Origin of the sequence: Streptomyces sp. T12 (genome assembly GCF_028736035.1) — a bacterium.
In the GTDB taxonomy this organism is placed as follows: Bacteria; Actinomycetota; Actinomycetes; order Streptomycetales; family Streptomycetaceae; genus Streptomyces.
The window spans coordinates 1,161,907-1,187,383 of the sequence record NZ_CP117866.1 but is presented as its reverse complement, the minus strand read 5'-3'; the positions used below and the strand labels follow the sequence as shown (position 1 = coordinate 1,187,383).

Annotated in this window: 26 protein-coding genes and 1 tRNA gene; 17 read left to right on the top strand and 10 right to left on the bottom strand. The window is 71.2% G+C overall.

Going from position 1 to position 25,477, the window contains the following annotated elements; genetic code table 11:
• The 4 genes from PBV52_RS05155 to PBV52_RS51660 all read right to left on the bottom strand — a co-directional run bounded on the left by PBV52_RS05155 (nucleotide 1) and on the right by PBV52_RS51660 (nucleotide 3,035).
• On the bottom strand, nucleotides 1-1,026 hold the full coding sequence (locus tag PBV52_RS05155; RefSeq protein ID WP_274237077.1) for an ABC transporter substrate-binding protein: 1,026 nt from the start codon (nucleotides 1,024-1,026) through the stop codon (nucleotides 1-3).
• A gap of 156 nt (nucleotides 1,027-1,182) precedes the next feature.
• A complete protein-coding gene (locus PBV52_RS05150) occupies nucleotides 1,183-1,983 on the bottom strand; it encodes an ABC transporter ATP-binding protein (protein WP_274237076.1) in 801 nt (266 codons plus the stop codon).
• Nucleotides 1,956-2,837, bottom strand: a complete 882-nt coding sequence (locus tag PBV52_RS05145) for an ABC transporter permease (RefSeq protein WP_274237075.1) — start codon at nucleotides 2,835-2,837, stop codon at nucleotides 1,956-1,958. Before PBV52_RS05145 ends, PBV52_RS05150 begins: the two co-directional genes overlap by 28 nt.
• A 114-nt stretch (nucleotides 2,838-2,951) precedes the next feature.
• Entirely contained in the window at nucleotides 2,952-3,035 is an 84-nt protein-coding gene (locus PBV52_RS51660) for a putative leader peptide (RefSeq protein ID WP_313884353.1), read from the bottom strand.
• Between the two features lie 133 nt (nucleotides 3,036-3,168).
• Between PBV52_RS51660 and PBV52_RS05140 the strand changes: the two genes are divergently transcribed.
• The 3 genes from PBV52_RS05140 (at nucleotide 3,169) to PBV52_RS05130 (ending at nucleotide 4,139) form a co-directional block, all read left to right on the top strand.
• Complete coding sequence (locus tag PBV52_RS05140) at nucleotides 3,169-3,591, top strand: secondary thiamine-phosphate synthase enzyme YjbQ (RefSeq protein WP_274237074.1); 423 nt, start codon at nucleotides 3,169-3,171, stop codon at nucleotides 3,589-3,591.
• A 48-nt stretch (nucleotides 3,592-3,639) separates the two neighbouring features.
• Nucleotides 3,640-3,711: transfer RNA gene (locus PBV52_RS05135), tRNA-Ile, on the top strand.
• 236 nt (nucleotides 3,712-3,947) lie between these two features.
• Nucleotides 3,948-4,139, top strand: a complete 192-nt coding sequence (locus PBV52_RS05130) for a hypothetical protein (protein ID WP_274237073.1) — start codon at nucleotides 3,948-3,950, stop codon at nucleotides 4,137-4,139.
• Here PBV52_RS05130 and PBV52_RS05125 read toward each other — a convergent pair.
• On the bottom strand, nucleotides 4,129-4,530 hold the full coding sequence (locus tag PBV52_RS05125; RefSeq protein WP_274237072.1) for a hypothetical protein: 402 nt from the start codon (nucleotides 4,528-4,530) through the stop codon (nucleotides 4,129-4,131). The two genes, PBV52_RS05130 and PBV52_RS05125, sit on opposite strands and share 11 nt — an antisense overlap.
• Nucleotides 4,531-4,730: 200 nt before the next feature.
• Nucleotides 4,731-7,271, bottom strand: coding sequence for a SpoIIE family protein phosphatase (locus PBV52_RS05120; protein ID WP_274237071.1), 2,541 nt, complete (start codon nucleotides 7,269-7,271; stop codon nucleotides 4,731-4,733).
• 464 nt (nucleotides 7,272-7,735) lie between these two features.
• Here PBV52_RS05120 and PBV52_RS05115 point away from each other — a divergent pair, with 464 nt between their 5' ends.
• The 4 genes from PBV52_RS05115 to PBV52_RS05100 all read left to right on the top strand — a co-directional run bounded on the left by PBV52_RS05115 (nucleotide 7,736) and on the right by PBV52_RS05100 (nucleotide 12,271).
• Nucleotides 7,736-8,500: a class I SAM-dependent methyltransferase gene (locus tag PBV52_RS05115; RefSeq protein WP_274237070.1), complete on the top strand. Its 765-nt coding sequence runs from the start codon at nucleotides 7,736-7,738 to the stop codon at nucleotides 8,498-8,500.
• Nucleotides 8,501-9,303: 803 nt separating this feature from the next.
• Complete coding sequence (locus tag PBV52_RS05110) at nucleotides 9,304-10,431, top strand: type III polyketide synthase (RefSeq protein WP_274237069.1); 1,128 nt, start codon at nucleotides 9,304-9,306, stop codon at nucleotides 10,429-10,431.
• On the top strand, nucleotides 10,428-11,000 hold the full coding sequence (locus PBV52_RS05105) for a cupin domain-containing protein (RefSeq protein WP_274237068.1): 573 nt from the start codon (nucleotides 10,428-10,430) through the stop codon (nucleotides 10,998-11,000). The genes PBV52_RS05110 and PBV52_RS05105 overlap by 4 nt, the downstream gene beginning before the upstream one ends.
• Nucleotides 11,001-11,098: 98 nt before the next feature.
• A complete protein-coding gene (locus PBV52_RS05100) occupies nucleotides 11,099-12,271 on the top strand; it encodes a cytochrome P450 (protein WP_274237067.1) in 1,173 nt (390 codons plus the stop codon).
• 725 nt (nucleotides 12,272-12,996) lie between these two features.
• On the opposite strand, the gene PBV52_RS05090 is transcribed toward PBV52_RS05100, so the two are convergent.
• Nucleotides 12,997-14,010 (bottom strand): LysR family transcriptional regulator, encoded by a 1,014-nt coding sequence (locus PBV52_RS05090; RefSeq protein ID WP_274237066.1) that lies wholly within the window; start codon nucleotides 14,008-14,010, stop codon nucleotides 12,997-12,999.
• 90 nt (nucleotides 14,011-14,100) lie between these two features.
• On the opposite strand from PBV52_RS05090, the gene PBV52_RS05085 reads away from it, so the two are divergent.
• From PBV52_RS05085 to PBV52_RS05075, 3 genes are read left to right on the top strand one after another with little or no spacing between them, the layout of a single operon-like run.
• A complete protein-coding gene (locus PBV52_RS05085) occupies nucleotides 14,101-15,021 on the top strand; it encodes a zinc-binding dehydrogenase (RefSeq protein WP_274237065.1) in 921 nt (306 codons plus the stop codon).
• On the top strand, nucleotides 15,018-16,010 hold the full coding sequence (locus PBV52_RS05080) for a S9 family peptidase (RefSeq protein ID WP_274237064.1): 993 nt from the start codon (nucleotides 15,018-15,020) through the stop codon (nucleotides 16,008-16,010). Before PBV52_RS05085 ends, PBV52_RS05080 begins: the two co-directional genes overlap by 4 nt.
• A complete protein-coding gene (locus tag PBV52_RS05075; protein ID WP_274237063.1) occupies nucleotides 16,007-16,753 on the top strand; it encodes an SDR family oxidoreductase in 747 nt (248 codons plus the stop codon). Before PBV52_RS05080 ends, PBV52_RS05075 begins: the two co-directional genes overlap by 4 nt.
• A 298-nt stretch (nucleotides 16,754-17,051) precedes the next feature.
• On the opposite strand, the gene PBV52_RS05070 is transcribed toward PBV52_RS05075, so the two are convergent.
• Nucleotides 17,052-17,606 carry a hypothetical protein gene (locus tag PBV52_RS05070; RefSeq protein ID WP_274237062.1) on the bottom strand — a complete coding sequence of 185 codons (555 nt, stop codon included), beginning with the start codon at nucleotides 17,604-17,606 and terminating at the stop codon, nucleotides 17,052-17,054.
• Nucleotides 17,607-18,272: 666 nt separating this feature from the next.
• Here PBV52_RS05070 and PBV52_RS05065 point away from each other — a divergent pair.
• Nucleotides 18,273-18,920 carry a PP2C family protein-serine/threonine phosphatase gene (locus PBV52_RS05065; RefSeq protein ID WP_274237061.1) on the top strand — a complete coding sequence of 216 codons (648 nt, stop codon included), beginning with the start codon at nucleotides 18,273-18,275 and terminating at the stop codon, nucleotides 18,918-18,920.
• Between the two features lie 33 nt (nucleotides 18,921-18,953).
• On the opposite strand, the gene PBV52_RS05060 is transcribed toward PBV52_RS05065, so the two are convergent.
• Entirely contained in the window at nucleotides 18,954-19,148 is a 195-nt protein-coding gene (locus PBV52_RS05060; RefSeq protein WP_274237060.1) for a hypothetical protein, read from the bottom strand.
• A 170-nt stretch (nucleotides 19,149-19,318) separates the two neighbouring features.
• Between PBV52_RS05060 and PBV52_RS05055 the strand changes: the two genes are divergently transcribed.
• Nucleotides 19,319-19,696, top strand: coding sequence for a hypothetical protein (locus PBV52_RS05055; protein WP_274237059.1), 378 nt, complete (start codon nucleotides 19,319-19,321; stop codon nucleotides 19,694-19,696).
• On the opposite strand, the gene PBV52_RS05050 is transcribed toward PBV52_RS05055, so the two are convergent.
• Nucleotides 19,683-20,153, bottom strand: a complete 471-nt coding sequence (locus PBV52_RS05050) for a hypothetical protein (protein WP_373921832.1) — start codon at nucleotides 20,151-20,153, stop codon at nucleotides 19,683-19,685. The two genes, PBV52_RS05055 and PBV52_RS05050, sit on opposite strands and share 14 nt — an antisense overlap.
• A 382-nt stretch (nucleotides 20,154-20,535) precedes the next feature.
• On the opposite strand from PBV52_RS05050, the gene PBV52_RS05045 reads away from it, so the two are divergent.
• From PBV52_RS05045 to PBV52_RS05025, 5 genes are all read left to right on the top strand, one after another.
• Nucleotides 20,536-21,135: a DUF998 domain-containing protein gene (locus tag PBV52_RS05045; RefSeq protein WP_274237057.1), complete on the top strand. Its 600-nt coding sequence runs from the start codon at nucleotides 20,536-20,538 to the stop codon at nucleotides 21,133-21,135.
• A gap of 55 nt (nucleotides 21,136-21,190) precedes the next feature.
• Nucleotides 21,191-21,946 carry a DUF1775 domain-containing protein gene (locus PBV52_RS05040; protein ID WP_274237056.1) on the top strand — a complete coding sequence of 252 codons (756 nt, stop codon included), beginning with the start codon at nucleotides 21,191-21,193 and terminating at the stop codon, nucleotides 21,944-21,946.
• Between the two features lie 126 nt (nucleotides 21,947-22,072).
• Nucleotides 22,073-22,282: a hypothetical protein gene (locus tag PBV52_RS05035; protein ID WP_274237055.1), complete on the top strand. Its 210-nt coding sequence runs from the start codon at nucleotides 22,073-22,075 to the stop codon at nucleotides 22,280-22,282.
• Entirely contained in the window at nucleotides 22,282-24,786 is a 2,505-nt protein-coding gene (locus PBV52_RS05030) for a cation-translocating P-type ATPase (RefSeq protein ID WP_274237054.1), read from the top strand. Before PBV52_RS05035 ends, PBV52_RS05030 begins: the two co-directional genes overlap by 1 nt.
• A complete protein-coding gene (locus tag PBV52_RS05025; protein ID WP_274237053.1) occupies nucleotides 24,783-25,325 on the top strand; it encodes a copper chaperone PCu(A)C in 543 nt (180 codons plus the stop codon). The genes PBV52_RS05030 and PBV52_RS05025 overlap by 4 nt, the downstream gene beginning before the upstream one ends.
• The last annotated feature ends 152 nt before the right edge of the window (nucleotides 25,326-25,477 follow it).

Sequence of the window (25,477 nt, the reverse complement as noted above, 5' to 3'; positions counted from 1 at the left end):
TCACGAACCCCCCGAGGCGCGGGACTCGGTGGTCGACGGCGGCAGGCCACCGTTGTACCGCGTGTCCACGAAGTCACCGAAGTCCACCTTCTTCGGGATGAGCTTCAACTCGGTGAAGGCGTCGGCGATCTCCTGTTCCGAGGCGATGAGCGGCTTGTCGACCGCGACCGAGATCCGGGTGGCGTTGGTCCGCTTCACCGAGGCCAGCGCGACGTCGTAGGGCAGCCCGGTGTCCTTCGCCCAGACCTTGGCCCACTCCTCCTGATGGCCGTTGACCCATGCCGTGGCGCGCCGCAGCCGCGCCAGGTAGTCCTTGATGGCACCGGCCTTCTTCTTGTCCTGCAGTGCGGAGGGCGCCGCCACCTGGAAGGTGAGGCCGTTGGTGATCCCGTCGCCGGTCGTCAGGATCCTGCCCTGCTTGGCCACGAGCACCTGCGAGGTGTACGGATCCCACACGGCCCACGCGTCGACCTTGCCGGCGGTGAACGCGGCCAGCGCGTCGGCCGGCTGCAGGTACTTGACGTCGACGTCGCTCAGCGTCAGCCCGGCCGCCTTGAGGGACGCGACGAGCTGGTAGTTGGCGGAGGAGCCCTGCGCCACGGCGATCGACTTGCCCTTGAGCTGCTCGGGCTTCGTCAGCTTCGAGTCGTTCGGTACGAGGATCGCGTCGCCCTTCGAGGCACCGTGGAACGCGGCCACCACCGTGATCTTCGAGCCCGCTCCCGCCGCGAAGACCGGCGGGGTGTTGCCGACGCCGCCGATGTCGACGGCCTCGGCGTTGACCGCCTCCAGCAGTGGCGGACCGGAGGTGAAGGTGGACCACTTGATCTTGTAGTCGAGGTTCTTCAGCTCTCCGGCGGCGCGCAGGATCGCCTCCGAACCGCCCTTCTGGTCACCGACGTTGAGGGTGAGGGAGCCCGAGCCGTCGGTGTCGCCGCCGGTCGAGGCCGACGAGCTGCCTCCGCAGGCGGACAGGAGCAGGGCCAGGGGGAGAAGCAGCGCGGCGGGGACGAGGCGACGTCGCATGACGGATCCGTTCTGTGGAACTGAGGGGTGGAGGAAGGGGGGGGTGGAGGAAGAGGGGGCGTGGAGAAAGAGGGCTGGGGGCTGGGGCCTGAAGAGCTGGAGGCCTGAAGAGCTGGAGTGCTGGAGGCCTGGAGTGCTGGAGGCCGCCTGGAGTGCTCAGGCTGCTTCGGCGGCGGTGTCGACGCCGAGGCGCTCCAGCAGGCCGGCGCGCAGTTCCGCGAACCGGGGGTCGGTGATGTCGCGGCGCCGGTCGAGATCGATGCGCTGCTCGTGCGCGATGACCCCGTCGTCCATCACGAGGACGCGGTCGGCCAGGAGTACGGCCTCCTCGACGTCGTGCGTGACGAGCAGGACCGCGCAGCCGCGCCGTTGCCACAACTCGCCCACCAGACGCTGGGCCTTGATCCGGGTGAGCGCGTCGAGCGCGCCGAACGGCTCGTCGAGCAGCAGCAGATCGGGTTCACGGACCAACGCCCTTGCGAGGGAGGCGCGTTGGGCCTCGCCCCCGGAGAGCGTCTTGGGCCAGGCGTCCGTACGGTGCTCCAGGCCGACCTCCTTGAGCGCCTGCTCGGCGACCGCGCGGCCGGGCTTGCCCGGCAGGCCCAGCAGCACGTTGCGCCACACCTTCTTCCACGGCATCAGCCGCGGCGCCTGGAAGGCGACGGCCTTGCGGCGCGGCACCAGGACGGTGCCCTCGATGTCGCGGTCGAGGCCGGCGAGGATACGCAGCAGGGTGGACTTGCCGCAGCCGCTGCGGCCGAGGAGAGCGACGAACTCGCCCGGCCGGACGTTGAGTTGAAGCCGGTCGATGACCGCGCGCCCGTCGAAGGAGCGGGTCAGCCCCTCGACGTGCACGGCCTGTGCGGGCTGCGCGACCTGTACGGGCTGCACGGCCTGGGTGGTCTGCACGGGCTGGGTGGCCTTGGGGCTCACCGGCCGGTGAACGTCGGTCGCCATTGCAGCAGCAGCCTTTCGAGGGAGCGGACGATGAAGTCGGCGAGCAGGCCGAGGAAGGCGTAGACGATCAGGCAGACCACGATCACGTCGGTCCGCAGGAAGTCCCGCGCCTGCACCATGAGGAACCCGATGCCGGAGTCGGCGTTGACCTGCTCGGCGAAGACGAGGGCGAGCCAGGCGATGCCGAGCGAGTAGCGCAGGCCGGTCAGGGCGCCCGGCAGCGCACCGGGCAGCACGACATGCCGCACCAGCCCCCACCTGGACAGCCCGAGGGACTCCCCGGCCTCGATCAACTGGGCGTCCACGCCGCGGATACCGGCGTAGACGTTGAGATAGAGCGGGAAGGTCACGCCGAGCGTGATGATGGCGACCTTGGGCGCCTCGCCGATCCCGAACCAGATGATGAACAGCGGGATGAGCCCGACGAAGGGCACGGTCCGCAACATCTGTACCGGCGCGTCCACGAGGTCCTCACCGATCCGGAACAGGCCCGAGAGCAGGGCGAGTCCGGTCCCGACGACGGTGCCCAGCGCCAGCCCGGCGGCGACGCGCTGGAGGGACGTCCCCATGGCCGAGGGCAGTGAGCCGTCGGAGATCAGGTCACCCGCGACCTGGGCGATGCGGCCGGGCGAGGCGAGGACGTCTGCTGTCAACAGCCCGGTACTGCTGAGCAGTTGCCACAGGATGAGGAGCAGGACGGGGCCGGTGGTGCGACGCAGCCAGCGGGGGACGCGGGTGCGGCGGGAGGAGGCGGGGAGGAGGGGGACTACATCGACGGCGGTCGGGTTCTCAAAGTTGGATTTGAGGGGAATATCGGTCTCGATAGAGCTGGGTGGGGCATGGCTGATGCTCACGAGTGCGCTCCATGGGGCGATGAGCGTCGATGGGGGCGCGCTTCAGCGCCGCCGGGTCAGTTCAGGACCGGGCGGATACGCGGAGGAAGCGTGGGTGAGGAGAGAAGACGGGCGTCAGCGGCCGCGGCGACACGCGGCGGAGGCCACCCGCAGCAGGTCGATGTGACCGCGCGTGGTGAGCAGGGCTGAACGCAACATGCCGCTGAAAGTAGCCAGATGGCGCGGCACCGGTCAACGGTGTCTCGTCAGGTGGACCTCGCGTATCACGGCTCGGCCGTCTCGGCCCGTCTCCTGGCGCGCCGACTCCGGTGCATGGGCGAGGATGGACGACATGTCAGACGCCTTCACCACCCGAGTCCTGAACGTCGCCTCCGGCTCCTCGGAGCGGGTCGTGGACATCACCCGCGACTGCGAGGCCTTCCTGCAGGAGGCGGCGGCCGGCCGCGACGGCCTCCTGAACGTCTTCGTGCCGCACGCGACGGCCGGCATCGCGATCATCGAGACGGGCGCCGGCAGCGACGACGACCTCCTGGCCGCCCTGCACTCCCTCCTCCCCGCCGACGACCGCTGGCAACACCGCCACGGCAGCCCCGGCCACGGCCGCGACCACGTCCTCCCGGCGATCGTCCCGCCGCACGCGACGCTGCCGGTGCTGGCTGGGCGGCTGGAACTCGGGACGTGGCAGTCGGTGTGCCTCGTGGACACGAACAAGGACAATCCTCGTCGGCAGGTGCGGTTGTCGTTCCTTGCGTGACGAGGATGCCGACTGAAGGTCTGAAGTCCGGCCGTACCCAACGAGTCCGGCTCGCCCTTAATGTGTAGCGGCGGACTCATAATCCGTCAGCCGTGGGTTCGAGTCCCACCCGCCCCACCAGTGGTCATCTATGCAGGAACGTTCTGACCTGCGGAAACGCGGTTGGACGGGTGCTTTGCGTGAGGTGGTTGCCTGGAATCGGTGTGGCGAACGGGCGTCTTCGTGTGTTTCCCCCGGACCCTGGACCTTTGTGACCTGGCTTTTGGGGTGGGGTCAGTGGCGGACGGTCCCACGGCTGGTGAGTGATTCACCGGGCAGCCGTCGTTCAGGTAGGGGCTGGAGTCGACCGGCGCCCGGTGGTCGGCACGCTTTCACCAAGCGGCAGATCGCGCCCACTCTCCCGCAACGCGATCGCCGGGAAGGACGATCCGGCGATTCTGAAGGAGTTGTACGACGAGCTGGAGTCGGTGGAGTGGCGCCAGTACACCGGCCTGGACGACAAGGCACTGGATCTGCTGAAGAAGGTGGACGTTCGCCTCACTGGATGAGGCGAACCTCGACTTCGCCAGCGTGCAGTTCATGTTCCTGCCCGACGAGCTGGAGCGGGCGGAGGCCGCCTTCGATGCGGCCCGGTCGACGGCTACGGCGGACCAGCGGTGGGTGGCCGGGCTGGAGCAGTACGAGCCGGTACTCGATGCCCTGGAGACCTCCCGGGCCGCGTACAAAATCGGCAACAGTGCGACGGCGCTCGGTGTCATTCTCGCTGTGTTCGAGCGGCACATGGGCGAGCTGGCCGAGGGCTGGTTCGATGCGGCCACCGGGGAGCCGACCCGGGCGGGGACTGCGCCACTGGAGTCGGTGTTCGGCGTGCGCGAGATTCCGGTGGAAACCGCGGCCGCCATGCGAGCAGTGATTGACCGCAACCGTCGACGAGTTCAACCGAGCCTTCTCCGGCCGCTCGGCCAGCGGATATGTGGCCCCTTTCACATCACTGCGGCCGCCACGAGGGACAGTGGCAGGACCTGGGACCCGTCGGGTTGGCAGGGGGCGTACGGGGAAGATCCGGGGCAGGGGACGGCGGCGTCGGAGAGCCTGCTGCCTCACGGCGACGGGCCGGAGTCGGCGCGTGCGGACGCCGGCTATGTCGCCGTCTGCGGTGGCGGGGCGTACTCGGTGAGCAGGAGGGCGATGTCGTCCGCCCTGTCGGCGGAACGGCGGGCGTCCCGCAGCAGCGCGTCGGCCAGATCCTCCAGGCGGCCCCCGCCCATGCGGGCCAGTGACGCCCGGAGCCGGTCGACGTCGGAATCGATGTCCGAGTCCCGCCTCTCGATCAGTCCGTCCGTGTACAGGGCCAGGACCGACCCGGGTACGAGGCGCACCTCCGACTCCGGAAAGTGTGCCGCTGTGTCGATGCCGAGCAGAGGGCCGCCGGGCACATCCAGGACTTCGGCCTGCCCGTCGGGCAGGCGCAGCAAGGGCGGGGGGTGGCCGGCACGGACGATGCGCACGACCCCCGAGCGAGGATGGAGGCGGGCGTAGCAGCAGCTTGCGAGGAGCGCCGGGTCGAGGTCCATGTGGAGTCGGTTGGTGTTGGCGACGACGTCGCTCGGCCGGTGGCCGGCGGTGGCGAAGGCTCGTACCGCGCTGCGCAGCTGGCCCATGGCGGCCGCGGCGGCGACGTTGTGCCCCTCGACGTCCCCGACAATCAGCGCGACCTCGTCGCCGGTGGGGATGACGTCGTACCAGTCGCCGCCGATGTCCATCCCTCTGGTGCCCGGAAGATAGCGCCCGGTGACATCGAGGCCCGGCAGCGTGGGCAGCCCGTGCGGCAGCAGCGCGTTCTGCAGGCCGCGGGCGAGGGCGAATTCGGCGTCGTAGAGCCTGGCGCGTTCCAGGGCCTGGGCGATGAGGCCGCCCAGCGCGGTGAGGACTCCGCGCTCCTCGTCGGGAAATCGGTGGACGTCGTCGAAGCCGAGCAGGCAGACGCCGACCGGGCGGTTCGAGGCGATCAAGGGCAGGAACGCCCAGGAGTTGGATGGACTGACGATGATCCCGGGGTAGGTCTCGAGAAGCTCCTCACGGGACTCGACGAACAGCGGGGCCCCGGAGGTCAGCGCGTCCGTCACGGGCAGCCGGGCATGCAGCGGGGTGCCTTCGAACCGGGCGAGAAAGCGCTTCGAGTAGCCGCGCTGATCGAGCAGGCGCAGGCGCCGCTCCTCCACCACGGCGATCGCCAGCTTCTGACCGCCGAAAGCGGGCAGCAGCTGCTCGGCGACGGCCTCGAACACCTCGTGCGCGGTGACCGCCTCGGTGAGCGCGCTGCCCAGCGTGAGCACCCGGTAGAGGGAACCCACGCGCGGGGCCGCGGGCGGAGGTGACCAGGAGGCGGGCGGCCCCCCTGCCGTGAGGGTGGTTGCACCGGGTCCGGTGTCGGCCGGTACGGGCTGTCGTGCCGGTGCCGCCCACCCCGTCATGCCCTGAGCGCCCGGGTGGAGGGAGAAGACCAGCCAGTTGTCCGGTGGGCGGCGGACCAGGAAGGAGACCGGTTGCTGGGAGACCAGGGCGGCCCGGTAGCGGTCCTCGTACACGGGATCGGCCAGCCAGGGCAGGACGTCCCAGGGGCGTCGGCCGAGCAGTTCGTCCTGGCGGACCCGCAGCAGATTCTCCAGGCTGTGGTTGGCGTAGGCGAGGCGTCCGTCGGGCGAGAGCGCGAAGAAGCCGTCCGCGAGCCGCTCGATCGCCGCCACGGCGGCCATGCGGCTCCCGGAGTCGAGTACGGCGCCGACCAGATGGGCCGAGGCCTCCAGGTCGTCAGGGCTCTCGGGCACCCGGCCCCACAGCTCGACGGTGTGGTGGCCTCCGCGGCCGTCCCGGATGCGCAGGCAGTGTGCCAGTACGTGGCGTTCCTGGACCGCGGCACGGGCGGCGGACCGGAAGCCGGGCAGATCCGCGGGCTCGATCATGGCCGCCAGGGTGGCCGCCCGTCCGTCGAACTCGCGGGGCGGCATTCCGAAGATCGCGCACAGCTCGTCGTCGGCAGTGAGGGCTCCGGTCTCGAGATTCCAGTCGAACAGACCCACCCGGATCACCGGAGCGGATGGCAGCGGGACCACTACCGGAGCCGTTCGCTCGTCGTACTCACCGAGCGCGCCGCGGGCCCGCAGTCCGGCGAGGGTGGTGCCCAGCCGGTCGGCGGCGGAGCGCAGCTTCCGGCGCTGCGCCCTCGACAACCCTGTCCCGTCCGGCCTGGCCGTCCACACCACGGCCATGGTGCCGAAGGTCCGCTCGCCCGCCCGTACGGGGACCGACGCAGAGCCGAACGGGTAGGGCAGGGCGACCGAGAGCTGCGGGAAGCGCCGCATCGTCTCCTCCGCGCCGGCCAGATGGACCATGCGCCCGGAGCGGTACGCCTCCGCCACCGGCAGACCGCTGTTCACCGGGATCCGACGCCACCCGCTGAGCAGGGAGGGTGGCGACCCGCACGACGCGGCTACTACGAGCGAGCGGTGGTCGCCGGAGAGCAGAAACACGCTTCCGGTATGCGCTCCGGCCAGCTCCACGGCACCGACGATGGCACTGACCAGCGCGTCGTCGCGCTCGGGCGCCTCGCCGACACTTGCGGCGCCGAACGGGTAGAAGTTCGATGCCACACCGTTGGCCGACACGTTGCCCTCGATCATCGATGGATAATTTATTCCATTTTAGGACGGTCCATGGCTCCCCGTGGGCACGTGTCGGGCCGGGAAGGCCGTCCAGCATCCACGGACCGAGCGGCAAGTTCCTACGTTTCCGCTTGGCCGGCCGGAGCAGGAGCCCACCCGACCGGGATCGACCTGTCGCAGAAGCAGCTCGCCACGGCTCGCACGATGCGGGCGGATACTGAGGGCCCCGGCACCCGCCCGAAAGACCGCGAAATGTATCCGGTGGAGATTCCGCGCTCGGGTACCTTGACTGTTGCCTTGACGGAGTTTGGCGGACACGAACAGGGATAATCCGCAACGGAAGGTGCGTTTCTCCTTCCTTGCGGGTTCTTGATCGCGACCTTGAGCGACCTCATCGTCGTTCCGGCCGAGTGTTCTCGACGGCGACTGTTGACGTGGTAAATCCGTTGCCAGGACGGCAGCTTCTTCGATCCACTGCCTCCATGACTCATGACGGCCCTGCGCACCATCTGGAGCAGAACCGACGCTATTGGGATGACGAGGCGGCGGCGTGGCACGGGCCGCTCGCCCGCGATCACTGGTCGCAGCTGGAACCGCGCTGGGGATTGTGGGCAACTCCCGAGTCGCAGGTCTCCGTGCTCCCCGACGGCATCGCCGGGATGCCCACCATTGAGCTGGGCTGCGGCACTGCCTACGTTTCTGCCTGGCTGGCCAGAGCAGGGGCTCACCCTGTCGGGATCGACCTCTCGGAGAAGCAGCTCACCACCGCTCGCGCGATGCAGGCAGAGTTCGGCATCGAGTTCCCCCTTGTTCTGGGCGCGGCTGAGAAGGTGCCCTACGACGACAGCACGTTCAGCCTGGCGATCAGTGAGTACGGTGCCTCGTTGTGGTGCGACCCCTACGAGTGGATCCCGGAGGCTGCCCGGCTTCTCGTTGCTGGAGGCCAGCTGGTTTTCATGCGCTACTCGCCGCTGTTCGCACTGTGCGTACCGCCCGAGGGGCCGGCATCCACCACCTTGGCCCGCAGGCAATTTGGCCTGACCCGGCTGGACTGGGGAAATCACGTGCAGTTCATCCTGCCGCATGGAGAGATGCTCCGTCTGCTGCGGTCCTGCGGCTTCGTCGTCGAAGACCTGATTGAGATTCAAGCACCCGAGTCTGCGCTCCAGGACTACGCAGAAGTCTCCGCCGACTGGGCTCGGCAATGGCCCAGCGAAGAGATCTGGAAGGCTCGGCTGACAGGCTGAAGCTCCGCAGGAGCCGTTTGACAGACCATCCGACATGCCATCCCGATGCGTCTCGGTTGCTGTCGGTAAAGGCCAGCAACGTCAGCCTGCGGCGCCGTGTGATCGGGCCGCCGCCCTGGTGCGCTCAAGGTCCGCCCGGTACGACATCTTTGTTGGGGCAGTACGGCGGAGCGCAGCGTGCACGTCACCCTCGGACTTCGGTGGCGCCATGGCAGCCGCATCCCGTGAAGAACTTGTTTCTCGCCCCTGAATGACAAGTGGTGTCGGATTCCGTCAGACAAAACCACAGCTACTTCCTATCCAGTGCACGCGCGTCAAGAACGAACTCGGCACGGTCGGCAGTCAGTTCCGGTCGGGCAGGTTGCCGCAGGGGCCCTCTCGGCGTCTGCCGCAACGGCTGCGAAACCCGCGGGGAGGTCCCGATTGGGGCGCGCCGGCCGGGCGGCGATCGACAGCGCCATGCGCATGCGTGCGGCCTCCAGGTCACCTCCGCTTCTCGACCCGCGGGGCACGTCAGCCAGGGCGCGGGATTCCGCGTCGAACAGGCTCGTCACTCGTCCGGGCGATGATCACGCATCGCCCTCCGGCGGGCTGCCCAGGGCTGTTGAGTGGTCGGGTCACGATGAGAGGGATCACCAGGGAGCGGGGGCACCACCAGCGTCGTTATCGCGCTCGTGCAGCCGGACGCCCTCGCTTCCGGCCGACTTCCGATCACTCATCGCTGCAAGCAGGCCGTAGGCGTACGGCCCCATGCACCCGGGGGCGGACCGCCGCCGGGGATCCCGGTTCGAAGAGAGCAGTTCATGACCACCCTGTGCAGACCCGCCGTCTCCGTCCCTGAGCACGTGATCACGATGGAGGAGACACTGGCGCTGGCCCGCGACCGCCACGCCGGCCATCCTCAACTCCCGCTCGCCTTACGCCTGATGGAGAACACCGGGGTGCGTACCCGGCACCTGGTACAGACGATCGAGGAGACGCTGAGACATCCCGGCTTCGAGGAGCGGAACAGGCTGTACACGGCCGAGGCCAAGGCCCGCGTTCCGGCGGTCGTACGGCGAGCGCTGCAGGACGCGCAGTTGCGCCCCGCCGACATCGACCTGATCGTCTACGTGTCGTGCACCGGCTTCATGATGCCGTCTCTGACCGCATGGCTGATCAACGCGATGGAGTTCGCCCCGAGCACGCGCCAGCTGCCGATCGCCCAGCTGGGCTGCGCGGCCGGCGGCGCGGCGATCAACCGGGCGCATGACTTCTGCACCGCCTACCCCGACGCCAACGCGCTGATCGTGGCCTGCGAGTTCTGCTCGCTGTGCTACCAGCCGACCGACCTCGGCGTCGGTTCGCTGCTGTCCAACGGCCTGTTCGGGGACGGCGTCGCCGCCGCCGTCGTGCGCGGCAGCGGCGGTACCGGTATCCGGCTGGAGCGCAACGCCTCCCACCTCATCCCGCACACCGAGGACTGGATCGCCTACGACGTGCGCGCCACCGGCTTCCACTTCCTGCTCGACAAGCGCGTACCCGGCACGATGGAACCCCTCGCTCCCGCCCTGCGCCAACTCGCCGACACCCATGGTTGGGACGCCGGAGACCTCGACTTCTACATCGTCCACGCCGGCGGCCCCCGCATCCTCGACGATCTCAGCCGCTTCCTCGGCGTGCCGGCGGAGGCGTTCCGCTTCAGCCGCGCCACCCTCACCGAATACGGCAACGTCGCCAGCGTCGTCGTCCTCGACGCGCTGCGCCGCCTGTTCGATGCCGGCGGCCCGCCCGAAGGGGCCCGCGGACTGCTCGCCGGTTTCGGCCCCGGCATCACCGCGGAAATGTCCCTCGGCACCTGGACCCGGGCAGGCAGCCACCACCACACCGCCACGACGCGCCGGGCCGGGGCGGTCGTTCCGGCGGCACGAGCACTGCAGGAGGCCCGATGACCCTGCCCGCTCCGCGCTCAGGCCTGGTCGTTCCGCCCGGCGAGGGCCGTACGGTGCGTACCGCCGCGCAGCAGGTCACGTTCAAGGTGACCGGCACCCACTCGCGTTACGCGTCGAGTTTCGAAGTCGTCGTACCGCCCGGCTTCGACGTCGGCGCGCATGTCCACGCCCGCAGCGAGGAACTCTTCTACGTCCTTGAAGGCGAACTCGACGTGCTCGCCTTCGAACCACGTGCCCGGACCTCCGACGACTGGCGGCAATGGGAGTCGGTCGCGGGCCGGCGGGCGGTACGGGCCACCTCCGGCACCGTCATCGTCGTACCGCCAGGGTGCCCGCACGCCTTCGCCAACCCCACCGACAGACCGGCGAAGATGTTCTTTCAGGCCGCACCGCCCCCCGATCACGAACGCTACTTCGACGAGCTGCTGGACATCCTCTCCGCGGGCGGACCGCCCGATCACACGGCGATCGCCGCACTGCGCGCCCGCTACGACATCGAGCAACTCACCCCCCTCAGGCACCGCATGCCTGCACAGACAGGGGCCAGGGACGACAGGGACCCGGTATGACGACCGGACAGCACACGGAACGACACCCCCCTCTCCCGGACCGGCAACCGGCAGCGGCTGCCGAGAGGCCCGGCGATGATCGGGCTCGGCTGTACGAGGTGGAGGATCTGCCCGGCCTGGACTTCGACCCGTTCCTGCGGGAGTCGGTCCGAACGGCGCCGGTACGCCGCATTCGCCTGCCCTACGGGGAGGGCGAGTGCTGGCTGGTGACCCGCCACGAGGACGTCCGGTTCGTCACCTCTGACCCCCGCTTCACCCGGGACATCGTGGGTCGCCCGACGCCGAGGATGACCAAGCACCTGATCCCGTTGGACCGGGCGGTGAGCTTCGTCGACCCGCCCGACCATGCCCGGGTTCGCTCGGTGGTCACCCCGGCCTTCGGGCGCAACGCAGTGGAGGCGCTGCGCCCGCGCGCCCGGCAGATCCTGGACGGGCTGGTGGACGGCCTGCTGGAGGCGGGGCCGCCCGCGGACCTCGTACGCCATGTCACCTCGCCGTTTCCGATGGCTGTGCTCGGTGAGCTGGTCGGCATCCCCGAGGAGGACCGGCCCCTCGTCCAGCAGTGGGCGCAGACGCTGCTGACGCGGGCCCGCGACGACGCGGCGGCCGAGCGGGCCGGGCAGGTGAAGGAGACGGCCCGCGGCTACTTCCTGCGGCTGGCGGCACGGCGCTGCCGCGAGCCGCGCCGCGACCTGATGACCCACCTGGCCGCCGCTGTCGGCGAGGGCCGCATCGACGAGGAGGAGATGCTCGCCCTGGCTACGCTCATCGCGCTCAACGGCTGGCATGCCGTGCGCAACAACACCGCGAACATGATGTACGCCCTGCTCACCCATGACGGTCTCGTCCAGCGACTGCGGGCGCAACCGCAGATCACGCCGCGGGCGGTCGAGGAACTGCTCCGGTGGATTCCGCACAAGCACGGCGTGGGCCAGCCGCGCATCGCCACCCAGGACGTGGAGGTGGGGGGTGTGCTCATCCGGGAGGGAGAGGTCGTCCAGGTCTCCTACACCGCGGCCAACTGGGACGACCGCTGCTATCCGCACCCTGAGCGGATCGACTTCGACCGTCAGGGACCCGCACATCTGGCCTTCGGACACGGCCCCCACCACTGCGTCGCACCGCTGCTGGCCCGGATGGAGGCGGAGCTGCTGCTGACCACCCTCGTCACGCGTCTGCCGGAGCTCACACTGGCGGTCCCTGCCGGGCAGGTGCCCTGGCAGACGGATGTCCTCATCCGCGGTCCGGTCGAGTTGCCGGTGACCTGGTGACCGGCTGAGAGCCACGCGCGGCCCGGACCCCTCGCCTCACGGCCCGGGCCGCCCGCGGATATCCACTCAGGCCACCTCGGGACGAAGACGCGGCCGTGCGCGTCCTGGCCGGGAGACCGCGGCCGACGGGCGGCCGCTCACCAACGTCGGCCTCCAGGGTCGCGGTGACCCGCCAGGCCGCGAGGTCCAACACACGGGAGAAGGCAGGCTTCTGTGCATACGCGGCCGGGCGTACGGGGCAGTGCGAAGGGGGAGACGGTCCTCCGGAGAAGGCCGACTTGCCTGCCTGCGGGCCCGCTGACGATCCGCGTGTTGCGGCGGCACCGGAGAAGTCCCGGTACAGCGTGTCGCGCCGCTTCTCGAAGGGCGTGTCGGCGACGCGAGCGGGGCGATGAGGCGGTCGGCGCGCCCCTCGTAGCCGGGCTTGATCAGGCTTCGGTCCTGCTCCGTGGCGAGTCCGGGGAGCAAGGCGCGCGGGGATGGAGGGTTGTGCAGGGGTGGCAGCCACACCTGGTGTGCGGCCGGGCCCTGCCCGGTCCGCCGGCGGACGATGACGTCGAGCACGGCGTCGGCCCACGCATCGACCCCGCTCGCCTGCGGGTCCGGCACCAGGGTCCGCGGGGCGGGCTGTAGGTAGTGCACCGGCACGGGTGCGGCGGTGAAGAGCACCGGACGGTGGTCCACGGGCAGCGGGCCGTCCCCTGCCGCGGCCAGGGAGCCGATGTCTATGGCAGTTCTCGCAGGGGTGAGCCCAGGTCGAACCCGCTGTCGGCGGCGCGGTCGGATGGTACCGCTCGACGTCGGGTGTCGCGAAGTGCGTTCGGGGGCGGTTCGGGCAGCCAGTCGCGCGCCGGGTCGTACTCCAGCCATCGAAGCCGGCCCGCTTGTGCAGCGCAGGCGGCGGTGAGGCTGTGGAGTCCCGGCTGCCGGTTGCTTGTGCGCCACAGCAGCGACCAGGCGTACAGCGGCGTGGGGTCGACCAGGGGGATGGAGCGCAGCCGGGGGAGGTCCGGCAGGGGCACGTCGGCGGGCAGCAGCGAGAAGCGGCGCGGATCTCCGGCCACCTCGGCGAGGAAATGGGCGAGGCCCAGGTTGACGCTCGCGGCTCGGTCGCGGATGCCGAACCGGTCGGCGAACTGGTGGAGAAAGTCGAGCCGGTCCAGTGCGCCGGGTGCCCACAGCACGCTGCCGCGCAGTTGGTCCGGTCGCAGGGCCGGCTCGGCCGCGAGGGGATGGTCCGCGCTCAGTACGGCGTCCACCGGCTCGAGGCGGACGAGGCGGTGGGTCAGCCCGGTGTGCAACGGAGGGTGAACCCGACCGAAGGCGGCGTCGATGTCGCCGTTGAGCAAGGACGCCGTCACCGACGGCAGGTCACGCCCGTGCCCCATCGTCAACTCCCCGGCGTCTTGGGCGACCTGGGCCAGCGTCCGCATCGGTGCGTACAGGTGCCCCCAGACGTCCACGCGCAGTGGGCGTCGCTCTCCGACCGCCGCCGCGACCGCGGCGTCGGCGGCGGCCAGGGTGTGCCTGGCCGGCAGGAGGAAACGCTGTCCGCTCTCGGTGAGGCGTACCGCGGTGCCGTCGCGGTGGAAGAGCTCGGTGGCGAGCAGGGATTCCAGTCGCGCGATCCTCTTGGACAACGCCTGCTGGGAGATGGCGAGCGCCTTTGCCGCCCGCCCGAAGTGCAGTTCCTCGGCGGTGTGCACGAAGGCACGTACCTGCGCCAGGTCGAGATCCATGGCCCCTCACCCTAGGCGACAACCGAAAGTTGTCGATCTCGTTCGGTCGTTGTTGGACCGCGGGGCATTCGCAGGGGTTGCATCCTCGGCATGCGAAGACTGATTCCCACGGGGGACGGGGCGTGTCCGGTCGCTTTTGCCGAGGTCCCCCAACCCGTCCCGGAGCCCGATGAGGTACTGATCAAGGTGGAGGCGTTCGCGCCGAACCGGGGCGAGACGTTCCTCCTCGAACAGCCTCGGCCAGGTCTGCTGCCCGGCAAGGACATCGCAGGCCTCGTGGTACAGGCCGCGGCCGATCGCTCAGGCCCCGGTGTCGGCACCCGCGTGGTCGGCCATCCGGCGCAGGGCGGCTGGGCCGAGTACGCGGCCGTGCCCACGCACTCCCTCGCGGTGCTCCCGGACAGCATCGACAGCGTACGCGCGGCGGCCTTGCCCCTGGCCGGTATCACCGCTCTGCGGCTGCTGCGGACAGCCGGGTCCCTGGCCGGCCGGCGGGTGCTGCTGACCGGTGCCTCGGGAGGGGTCGGCCACTACTTCAGCGAGCTGGCCGTAGGGGCCGGAGCCGAGGTGACCGCGGTGACGGCCACGCCGGCGCGCGGTGCGCGCCTCGCCGAGCGGGGGGCGCAGTTGGTCCACGAGGTCGCGGCGGCGCAAGCACCGTTCGACGTCGTGCTGGAGTCCACGGGCGGCCCGGACCTGTCGGTGGCACTGTCGAAGGTGCGCGCGGGCGGCACGCTCGTCTGGTTCGGTCAGGCCGGCCGCATCCCGGTGACCCTCGACTTCTTCGACCTTCTGTCCGGCCCCGAACGCGTCACCATCCAGCACTTCCACTACGCCGGCGCACCTTACGGCCCCGACCTCGCGGCACTGGTGCGCCTCGTGGAACAAGGGCGGCTGCACCCGGAGATCGGCCGGATCGACGACTGGACGCGGACCGCCGACACACTGGTCGACCTGCGAGAGCGCCGGATACGCGGCAAGGCCGTCCTGACGACGGGAGACGAACGATGAACGCCGCCGGCTTCGCCGCCGCCCAGTGGACACGCGCCACGGGCGCGGGAGTCGACCCCCACGAATACCGTCGTGTCACCGACGGCCTCACCTCGGTCGCCGACTGGGGGCCGTCCTTCCTGCGTACCGGACACGCCCACGTGGAGCGCGCGGAGAAGGCGCGATCCTCCCTCTCGGCGGGCGAGCATCTGCTGATGGCGGCCCGGTGGTTCCATCTCGCCACGCTCGCGCCGGGTGCGGAGGCCCAGCGCGCCGCTGCCGAGGCCGATCACGCACTGAGCCGAGCCCTGGCCCTGGTGGAGCCCGATGCGCGGCGGGTGAGCGGCGAGGGGTTCACCGGCTGGCTGCGTGGCCCCTCCGACGCCCCCGGCACAGTGATCCTTGCCCCCGGACTGGACTCGGCCAAGGAGGAGTTCCTCGATGTGGCGTCCGCGCTGCTGGCCAGGGGCCTGGCGGTGTTCGCGATGGACGGCCCCGGGCAGGGCGTGCTCGCGGCCACGACGACTCTCCGGCCGGACTACGAGCAGGTCGTGGGCCGGGTCATAGACGCGCTCGGCGTCGCACGCATCGGAGTCGTCGGCCTCAGCCTGGGGGGCTATTTCGCGGCCCGCACCGCGGCGCTGGAGCCGCGCGTGGCCGTGGTCGCGACGGTCAGCGGTCCCTTCCGCCTCGACTGGGAGCAACTGCCCCCGCCGGTACGGGACATCATGGCCCGGCGCACGCAAGGAGCGGAAGCCGCCCGCGACTTCGCCCGCCAGGTCGACCTCGCCGCCCTGGCACCGCGCATCGCGGCTCCGCTGCTGGTCGTCGACGGAGGCCAGGACGTCATACCCGGCGTGACCAACGGCGAGTCGTTGGCCCGTACCGCACCCCACGGCACGTACCTCTCCGTCCCCCACGGCGATCACCTCCTCGGCAACGCGCGGCCCGACTGGCTGCCCCACCTCGCCGACCACGTCGCGCACACCCTGACGGGAGCACGGGCATGAACCGCTTCACCGGGAAGACCGTCCTCATCACCGGCGGAACCAGCGGTATGGGCCTGGCGACCGCACACCGCCTCATCACCGAAGGCGCCCACGTCGTCGTCACCGGCCGCACCAGCGAACGGGTGGACGCCGCCGTCCGACAACTCGGACCCCACGCCTCGGGGGTCGTGGCCGACGCTGCCGACCTCGGCGCGGCGGACGCGCTGATGGAGACGGTCCGCGTCCGTCACGGCCGCCTGGACAGTCTCTTCGCGAACGCGGGCACCGGCACCTTCCTGCCGTTCGAGGACATCACCGGACCGGACTTCGACCTCGGCGTCGAAGCCAACTTCAAGGGAGTGTTCTTCACCGTCCAAAAGGCACTGCCGCTCCTCGTGGACGGCGGCTCCGTCGTCATCAACGCGTCCTGGACCCTCCACCGGGGCAACAGCGTCCTCACCCTGTACTCGGCGACCAAGGCCGCCGTGCACAACCTGGCCCGGACCCTCGCCGCCGCACTCGCCCCGCGCGGCATCCGCGTCAACTCCATCAGCCCCGGCTACATCGACACCCCGATGTACCCCTGCGCGGCTCTGAGCGCGTCGGAGGCGAAGGCGGTGACCGACCGGATCGTCGCAGGCCGCTTCGGACGCCCCGAGGAGGTCGCTGCGGCTGTGGCGTTCCTCGCCTCCTCCGACGCGTCCTACGTCAACGGCCAGGACCTCGTCATCGACGGCGGCCTGGTCGGCGCCGTACCCGCCTGACGATCAGGGCAGTCGCAGGGTGACGTTGTTGAACAGTAGGGGCCGGCAGGGGAGTTCGGTGCGGTCGGCGTGGGTTACGTAGGCGGCGATGGCGGCGATGGCGGCGTCGAGCGCGGTGACTGGACAGTGCCGATCACGGTGGGACCGTGGCTCGCGCCGAGTCCGTCGACGAGGTGCTCGGGGAGGCTGGGGGGGGGAGGCGGGACGTCAGTCGCGAGGGTTCCGAGCTGAATTGGCTTCGCCCTGACGGAGTTTGGTGGGCATCTGGATCCGGCCGGGCCGGTCACAACCGTACGTATCACCCTGATGCGCCCTGGCGGACCAGCTGCGGCCCGTTGTCCTGCCCTTCGTCCGGTGCCGGCAGGGCGAGCGGGGTGGGGGCGGGGCGGCCGGGGTGGCCCTGGAGGCGGGACAGTTCGCTCGCGCAGCGCTGCAGGGCCACTTCCAGGACCTCGGGCATGGTCAGCCTGCCGGTACCGTCCGGCGGGACGAGCCAGCGCAGCGTGCCCCAGCGGCAGTGCGGGGCGGGGGCGGCGATCCACGTGCCCGCGCCGAGGAGGCGCACCCCGGTGCCGATCCAGACGGTCTGCGGCTCCGGGGGCAGCAGGAAGCCGACGTGGCGGCGTCGGGTGTCCAGCAGGCACGGGCCCGAGTCGAGCAGCGGCAGCTCCTCCAGGAGGTCGGCGACGCGCAACCCGAGTTCCTCCGGCACGATCAGCACGTCCCAGAACCGTCCGGCTGCCAGGAGCGTGACCCCGGTGCTGCCGTTCTGCCACTCCTGCTTGCAGGCGCCGGGGTCCTCCGACGCCGCGGCCAGCCATTCCATTGACTTCGTCCACTCCGTGAGTGCCAACAAAAGCCTCCTCAGTGGTGCGCCGACGCCCGAGACGGCCGTGACCGGGCGATGCCCTAGTGCACCGGGTGGCCGGTGTCGCGGCCATACGCCCGGAGCTCAATTCCCCGTATGGGGCGAGCGCCCGCGCGCCAAACAGGCAGGTGGCAGGGCGCGCGCCCCTACGACAGCGGAACGCGCCGGAGCTGACCGGGGCGCCAGGCCTGTCCGACTCCGCCGTATCACCATCCGCACGCTGTCTGTGCTCGCGTTTTGTTTGGTGCGTTGGCTGCGGTCGTTCCCTAGGCCGGCGACGGTGGAGCCCGTCGCGCCGGGCGGCGTACCCGAAAAGGACCTCGGCGCCCCGTCCCGGCTGATCGCGCTGCGTGAGGCGGCGGCCCGGATCGGCACCAGGCTGGACGAGGGCACCACCTGCGCCGAGCTGGCCCGGGAGGCCGCCGGGCAGGTGGGCGGTACGGCGGCGGTGCTGCGCGGCAAGGGTGAGGCCAGGACGGAGTACGAGGACGTCCACGGGGACCCTGCGGCGCTGCCCGACACTCGGTGGGCCCTGGCCGCGGCGCGGGGAACGGCCGGTCCGGGTCAGGACAGGGGGCCGTATCCGGTCCCCGGCGGCACACGACCGGCCCCGGCCGCCCGCACCCGAACCTCGACGTCGCTATCCGCTACATGCCCGTCGGGCAGAGCGCTCTGGGCGGCGGCGACTGGTGCGAGACCGTCCGTCTGCATTTCGGCCGGACGCTGCTCGTCGTCGGCGATGTCATGGGGCACGGCCTGGAGGCCGCCGTGGACATGACCGCCTACCGCTCCGCCCTGCGCTACACAGCCTCCGTCGACCTTCCGCCGCACCCCGTGCTGCGCCAGCTCGACGACATCGCCGCCGCGGACCCGGACCGCCGCCCGGCCACCTGCCTGATCCCGCGCCTCGCCCCCGACCGGGGGCAGGTGACCCTGGCCAGCGCCGGCCATCTGCCCCCGGCCGTGATCGATGGGGACGGGCACACCTCACTGCTGCCGGTGCCGGTCGGCCCGCCCCTGGGCACCGGCCTCGGCGGCTACGAGCCGGCCACCTATCGGCTGGAGCCGACCCAGACGCTGCTGCTGTTCAGCGACGGGCTCGTAGAGCACCGCGGCGAGGACATCGACCAGTCCCTGGAGCGGCTGGCCGGCGTCGGCTGCACGTCCGCCGCAGGCGTCGAGGACGTCATCGACACGGTGCTCGCCCGCCTCGACGCCCGGCACGCCGAGGACGACGTCGCCGTACTCGCCGCCCAGTTGCACCAGCGCACCCCGCACACCCTTGACGCGCGGCCCTGAGCCGCACGATCCCTCACCAGTCGCCGCTGTCCCTCACCAGTCGTCGTACTGGGCTCCTGAGACATACGGGTCGTGCCGTCGTCCCGGCGACGGCGACGGGGACGAGGACGGCTGGGCCGTCGGCGGCGGGCTCGCCTCACGTAACGCGGCGCACCACGGGCAGTCGGGGGTCTCTTCGGCGTCGTTGCGGATGCCGAAGAGGGAGAGAACGTGGTGTCGTCGGTCCATGGACGCGGCTCCTGTCTCGATCGAGGGCGGACCGTGTGTGTCGAGCGCACCATGGCTCCATCCGGGGGATGGGGTCTCACTCGACTGGGTGGCAGCAGGGGCGGCGGGCGTACCACCGGCGCACGCCTCGCCGTTGCCCTGGCATGGACAGCTCTGAGACGGCGCGGCGTGTGCTCGGAAGCGATGACGCGCCCCTGTCGTACGTCGTACCGGCCACCGGTGTCGCGGGCCGGCCGTCGATCTATGCGGCGCTGGTCGCCGAGTGGCGCGCCAACGGCCGCGCGGTTCCGGGGCGCCGCGACACACGGTGGGATTCCGTTGCCGCCGCCGATGGTCAAGGGCAGGCCGTCACCTCCTGGGCGGTCGGCCGGTGGACCGGTCTGGCCCGGGCCGTAGACGCCGAACCGACGGGTGAGCGGCGCGTCGAGGCGGCCGAGCGCGTACCGGCCGTTGTCATCCCCCGGGGGCTCCCCGGACCGCCAGCCGTGTGGGAGTGGGACGGCAGCAGCGGACGCGTCAGTGTCACCGCCCCGCTTACGGCCGACTGACGCGCGCCAGCACGTCCAGCGTGCCGCCGGCCTCGCGCAGCGCCAACTCCACGACGGCCGGGTCGTACAGGGCGCCGGTGCCGTCGGGTGGCAGCAGCCACTCCAGACGCCATCCGGAGGACCGGTAGGGCGGCGGTACGGCAACCCATGACCCCCTGCCGACATGCCGTACGCCGGGCCCGACCCACTCGGTGGCCGGATCGGGTGGCAGGAAGAAACCGACCCGGCGTGCCCCGCAGTTCACGAGGACGGGGCCGGACGCCCGTAACTGCGCCCGTTTCAGGAGACCCAGGGCGCTCAGGCCGAGGTGCTCGGGGACGGTGAGCACGTCCCAGAGCCGTCCGGCCTCCAACAGGACCGCATCCGCGCCGTCGTCCCACTGCTGTTTGCACGCCCGAGGATCCGTGGCGGCCTCGGCCAGCCACTCGACCGCATGCTTCCCCATGGTGCGCTGCATCTCCTACCCCCAGCACTCTCTGCCCGGCCGGCCCGTTCAGGGCCCTTCGGGGCCCTTCATGCTGGTGGATATTTCTATGGGCCGGAAGGGGTGGCGCGGCCTGGCGTTTACGGTCGATTCGTTCGACGGTCGCCCGACTGTTCGCCGCATGCCGGTAACTACGAACCCCGATGCCCCTTCTCCGGCGCATCTCTTGTTCCTGCGGTGGCCGCGGTGGCCCTCGTCGTGTTCGTCGGCGCCGAACTGCACGCCGAGTGGCCGATGTTCCACCCGACCCGCTCGCACCCGGCGCGACCTGCACCGGTGTCCTTGTGCGCACGGTGGTCCGACGGTGCGGCGTGTGCGCGGCGGGTGGCGGAAGGGGACGTTTTACCGTTGCTTGATGCAATCTGTCCCAAGATGGGCCTTGCTTTCGTCGGGATGTGCGCCAGTCGTGCTGATCGGAGGATGGACGGTCGCGGCGCTGCTCGAAGGGCCCGCCTACGACCCTGCCACGCAGACGATCAGCGTCCTCGCTGCCCACGGCGCCGCGGGGTTCTGGGTGATGACCGGGGCGCTGGCCGCCCTGGGTGTGTGTCACCTGCTCACCGCCTGGGGGCTGCGCCCGGCCGCACTCCCCGGGCGCGTGGCGTTGGGTGCCGGTGGAGTTGTGGCGTGCCTGATGGCTCTGCTCCCACCGCCGAGCAGCGGGGGATCCCTGCGCCACGGTTCGGTTGCCGCGGTCGCGTTCGCCCTGCTGGCGGTGTGGCCGGTGCTGGCCGCCGAACGGCGTGGCGTCGCGCCGTGGGGACTGCGGCCCGTTCCCTCCCTCACGGCGACCGCACTGATGGTCGTCAGCGCGGCCTGGTTCATGATCGAAATGCATCAGGGCGGTTCCGACGGTGTCGCCGAACGCCTTGTGACAGCCCTTCAGTCCTTGTGGCCCTTCGTGGTCGTCGCCTCCTGTCTCCGCCACCCTCAGCCCGAGGGCCCCTCGCGTTGAGGTGTCCCCTGCGCTTGAATGCAGCGACCACATCACCGGTACGAGGGAGTCACACGTGCCCCGCCCCACCCTGACCCGCAGCCTGCGTCGCACCGGCGCCCTCACCGCGGCCGCGTTCGCGATCGCCGTAGCCGCCGCGGGACCGGCCGCGGCGCACACCGAGGTCGAGGCGGAGGGCGCCCGGGCGCTGGACCAGAACGTCGCGCTGACCTTCACCGCGGAGTCGGAGTCCGGAACGGCCGGGATCAGCAAGCTGGAGGTGATCCTGCCCGAGGGCATCACGCCGGAGGACATCACCTACAAGGAAGGCCCCAAGGGCTGGAAACTCGCCCCCACCAGTCGCGGTTACACCGTGTCCGGGCCGAAGCTCGCGGTCGGGGAGAACGCCGAGTACGTCGTCGCCGTACGGCAGTTGCCCGACGCCAAGACGCTGGTCTTCAAGACCCTGCAGACCTACAGCGACGGCCGCGTCGACCGCTGGATCGAACTGGAGGAGGAGAGCGCCGGCGACGACCACGGCCACGGGCATCCCGCGCCCCAGTTGGAACTGAAGGCCGCCGCACCCGGCGCGAAGGTCGTGAGCCCCACGCCCGCCGAGGAGCCGACGCCGACATCGCCGACGACCGGCACCCCCTCGGGCGAGCCGACGACCGGCGCATCGTCGACTCCGTCGGCCCAGGCCGCGGCGGACGACACGGAAGGCGACGACGGCACGCCGGTCGCCGTGCCGCTCGGCATCGGCGCCGCCGTCGTGGTCGCGCTCGGCGCCGGGGCGTGGTGGTTCAGGAGCCGACGCGGCGGGGCTTCCTGAGGCCAGCCGACGCTGCGGGGCTTTCTGAGGCCAGCCGTCGCGGCGGGGCTTTCTGAGATGGCGGCCGGGAACTCCCGGCCCTCCGTGCCCGACTCCTGTAGCGGTACGTGCGTCAGGAGGCCATCGATGAAACACCCCCCACTTGTGCCGCCCGCCCTCTGCGGGTTTCTGCTGCTGCTCGCCTTGATCTTCACGGTGTCGTACGTCGTCGGCGAGGCCACCGGACCCGTCGCGCCCGGCATGCACCGCTCGGGAACGAGCGGCGGCGGCGACGGCGGCGGCGCGGACGTAGGGGATATGGGGGACATGGACATGCGGCACGGGAGCGGCGGCTGATGGCCATCGAACCGGCGCCCCCGGTGACCACCACGGACCTGACCGTCGGCGGGATGACCTGCGCGGCCTGTGTACGGCGGGTGGAGAAGAAGCTCGCGAACCTGGAGGGCGTGACCGCGACGGTGAATCTGGCCACCGGGCGCGCCCGGGTGAGCCACCCGCCGGACGTACGCCCCGAGGAACTGGTGGCGACCGTCGAACAGGCCGGATACACGGCCGCGTTGCCCGAGCCGCCGAAGAAGCGGGCGCGTCGGGACGAAGGGGAGCGCGAGGACGAGCACGGGCGCGGGGACCGACCGGAGTCCGACGACGCCCGTCAGGAGCGTGTCCGGCTGCTGGTCACCGCGCTGCTCGCGGTGCCGGTGCTCCTGCTGTCGATGGTGCCCGCCTGGCAGTTCCGCAACTGGCAGTGGCTGTGCTTCGTGCTGGCCGCGCCGGTCGCCGTGTGGAGTGCCTGGCCGTTCCATGTGCGGGCACTGCGCGGGCTGCGCCACTCGACGGCGACGATGGACACGCTGGTCTCACTGGGCGTCGTGGCGTCCTTCTGCTGGTCCGCGTACGCCCTGTTCCTCGGCGGCGCGGGGGCACCCGGGATGCGGATGCCGTTCATTCTGCTGACCTCCGCCGCGGACGCCCGCGGCGGAGCCGCTGATGGACGCAGCGCGCACCTGTACCTCGAAGCGGCCGTCGGTGTCCCGCTGTTCGTGCTGGCAGGACGGTTCCTGGAGGCGCGGGCGCGGCACGGCACCGGGGCGGCACTGCGCTCACTCGCCCGGCTCGCCGCCAAGGAAGTGTCGGTCCGCGAGGACGACGGCACCGAACGCCGCGTCTCCATCGAGGAGTTGGCGGTCGGGCAGGTCTTCGTCGTACGGCCCGGGGAGCGGGTCGCCACCGACGGGGAGGTGGTGGAGGGCAACTCCGCCGTAGACCTGTCGCTCGTCACCGGGGAGAGCGAGCCCGTCGAGGTCGGGCCCGGGTCGGCGGTGGTGGGTGGTGCCGTCAACGCGGGCGGGCTGCTGCACGTGCGGGCCATGGCGGTGGGCGCGGACACGCAACTCGCGCGCATCGCACGGCTCGTGACGGACGCCCAGGCGGGGAAGGCGCGGGCGCAACGGCTGGCCGACGCCGTGGCCGGAGTGTTCGTGCCCGTGGTGCTGGCGCTGGCCGTCACCGTGCTCGGGTTCTGGCTCGGGGCGGGGGCCGATCCGCAGGCGGCGATCACCGCGTGCGTGGCCGTCCTGGTCGTGGCGTGCCCCTGCGCGCTGGGCCTGGCGACCCCGACCGCGCTGATGGCCGCCACCGGGCGCGGTGCGCAGCTGGGCGTCCTGGTCCGGGGCCCACAGGCCCTGGAGGGGCTCCAGCACATCGATACCGTCGTCCTCGACAAGACCGGCACCCTCACCTCCGGGCACATGAGCGTCACCCGCGTCACGGCCGTGCCCGGCGGGCTCGGCGAAGAGGCCGTACTGCGGCTGGCCGGGGCGGTGGAGCAGGGCTCGGAACACCCGCTGGGCCGCGCGATCGCCGCGTACGCCTGTCGGGCCCTGCCCGAGCAGGCGACATTGCCCGAGGTTCGCGACTTTCACGCGGAGGCGGGCCGGGGCGTGCGCGGCCGGGTCGAGGGCCGACTCGTCGAAGTCCTCGCGTCCGACGGCGAGTTGCCCGCGGCGCTGGCGGACGCCCTCCCGGCGGCGGAGGCCGCCGCGCACACGCCGGTCCTCGTCCGCGTCGACGGGGCGACGGAGGCACTGATCGAGATCGGGGACGTCGTACGACCCGGCAGCTTCCGAGCCGTGGACCGGCTGCGGCGCCTCGGCGTACACCCGGTGCTCGCGACCGGAGACCACGAGGCACCCGCCCGCGCGGTCGCCTCCGCGCTCGGCATCGACGAGGTGCACGCGCGCTGCACACCCGAGGACAAGGCCGACCTCGTACGGGAGTTGAGGGCACACGGCCGCCGGGTCGCGGTCGTCGGCGACGGCGTCAACGACGCGGCCGCGCTGGCCGGCGCCGATCTCGGCATCGCCATGGGCACGGGCACGGACGTCGCCATCGGGGCCGCCGACGTGACCCTGGTGCGTGGCGACATCGAGGCGCTCGGGGACGCGGTACGGCTTGCCCGGCGTACCCTGGGCACGATCCGCGTCAACCTGCTGTGGGCCTTCGGCTACAACGTCGTGACCGTGCCGCTCGCCATGGTCGGCCTGCTCAACCCGATGGTCGCCGCGGTGGCCATGTCGGCGAGCTCGCTGCTCGTGGTGGGCAACAGCCTGCGGCTGCGGGCCTGGCAGCCGACGTCGACTGGGGGACGTGCGCGTGGCACACATGGGAGTCAGGGCCATGTGGGCGCCGCACATGGGGATCAGAGCCATGTGGGCATCGCACATGGGGATCAGAGCCATGTGGGCATCGCACACGGGGATCAGAGCCATGTCCGCGCCGCACATGAGGGCCAGGGCCGTGTGGGCGCCGCACAGGAAGGCCCGGGAGGTCGTACCCGATGACCATATCCACAGCCGAGCGAACGGCAGCCCCCCGAGCCTGGCGCCCGACCCGCCGCCGGATCGCCGACGGCCTGCTCGCCGCGCTCGCCCCGATCGCCGCGTGCGGTGTCGCCCTGGGCGGCCTGACCACCTGGGTGGGCTCGGGCAACGCGGGCAGCCCGGCCCGGATCGCGGTCACCGACGGGCGGGTTTTCCTGCCGTACGGCGACGTCCGGGACACCGCCGCGTTCTTCCGGATCACCAATTCCGGGGGCGCGGACGACCGTCTGCTGAAGGTGACGTCGTCGGCCGTCCGAGACGACGCGACGCTCAGCCGCCACCGTATGACCAACGGCCGGATGGCGTACGCGCAGACGGTCGACTCGGCCCGCGTCCCGGCCGGTCGCGGCCTCGCCATGTCCCCGTACGGCCTGGATGTGACGCTGCGCGCTGAGCCGGGGTGGCGGACGGGCACGTATGTGCCGTTCACTCTCCACTTCGAGCGCGGCGGTCGGATCGAGGTTCAGGCGATGGTGGTCCGCCCCGGCCAGGACGGGTGACGGAAGCCCAGGAAGCCCCACCCGCCCCGGCCAGGACGGGTGACGGAAGCCCAGGAAGCCCCACACCATCCAGTTGTCGGTCGGCATGCGCGCCCAGTTCCCTCTTACTGATGTGTCCTGTATCACTCTTCTGGGCTTGAGTCCGGGGCGGG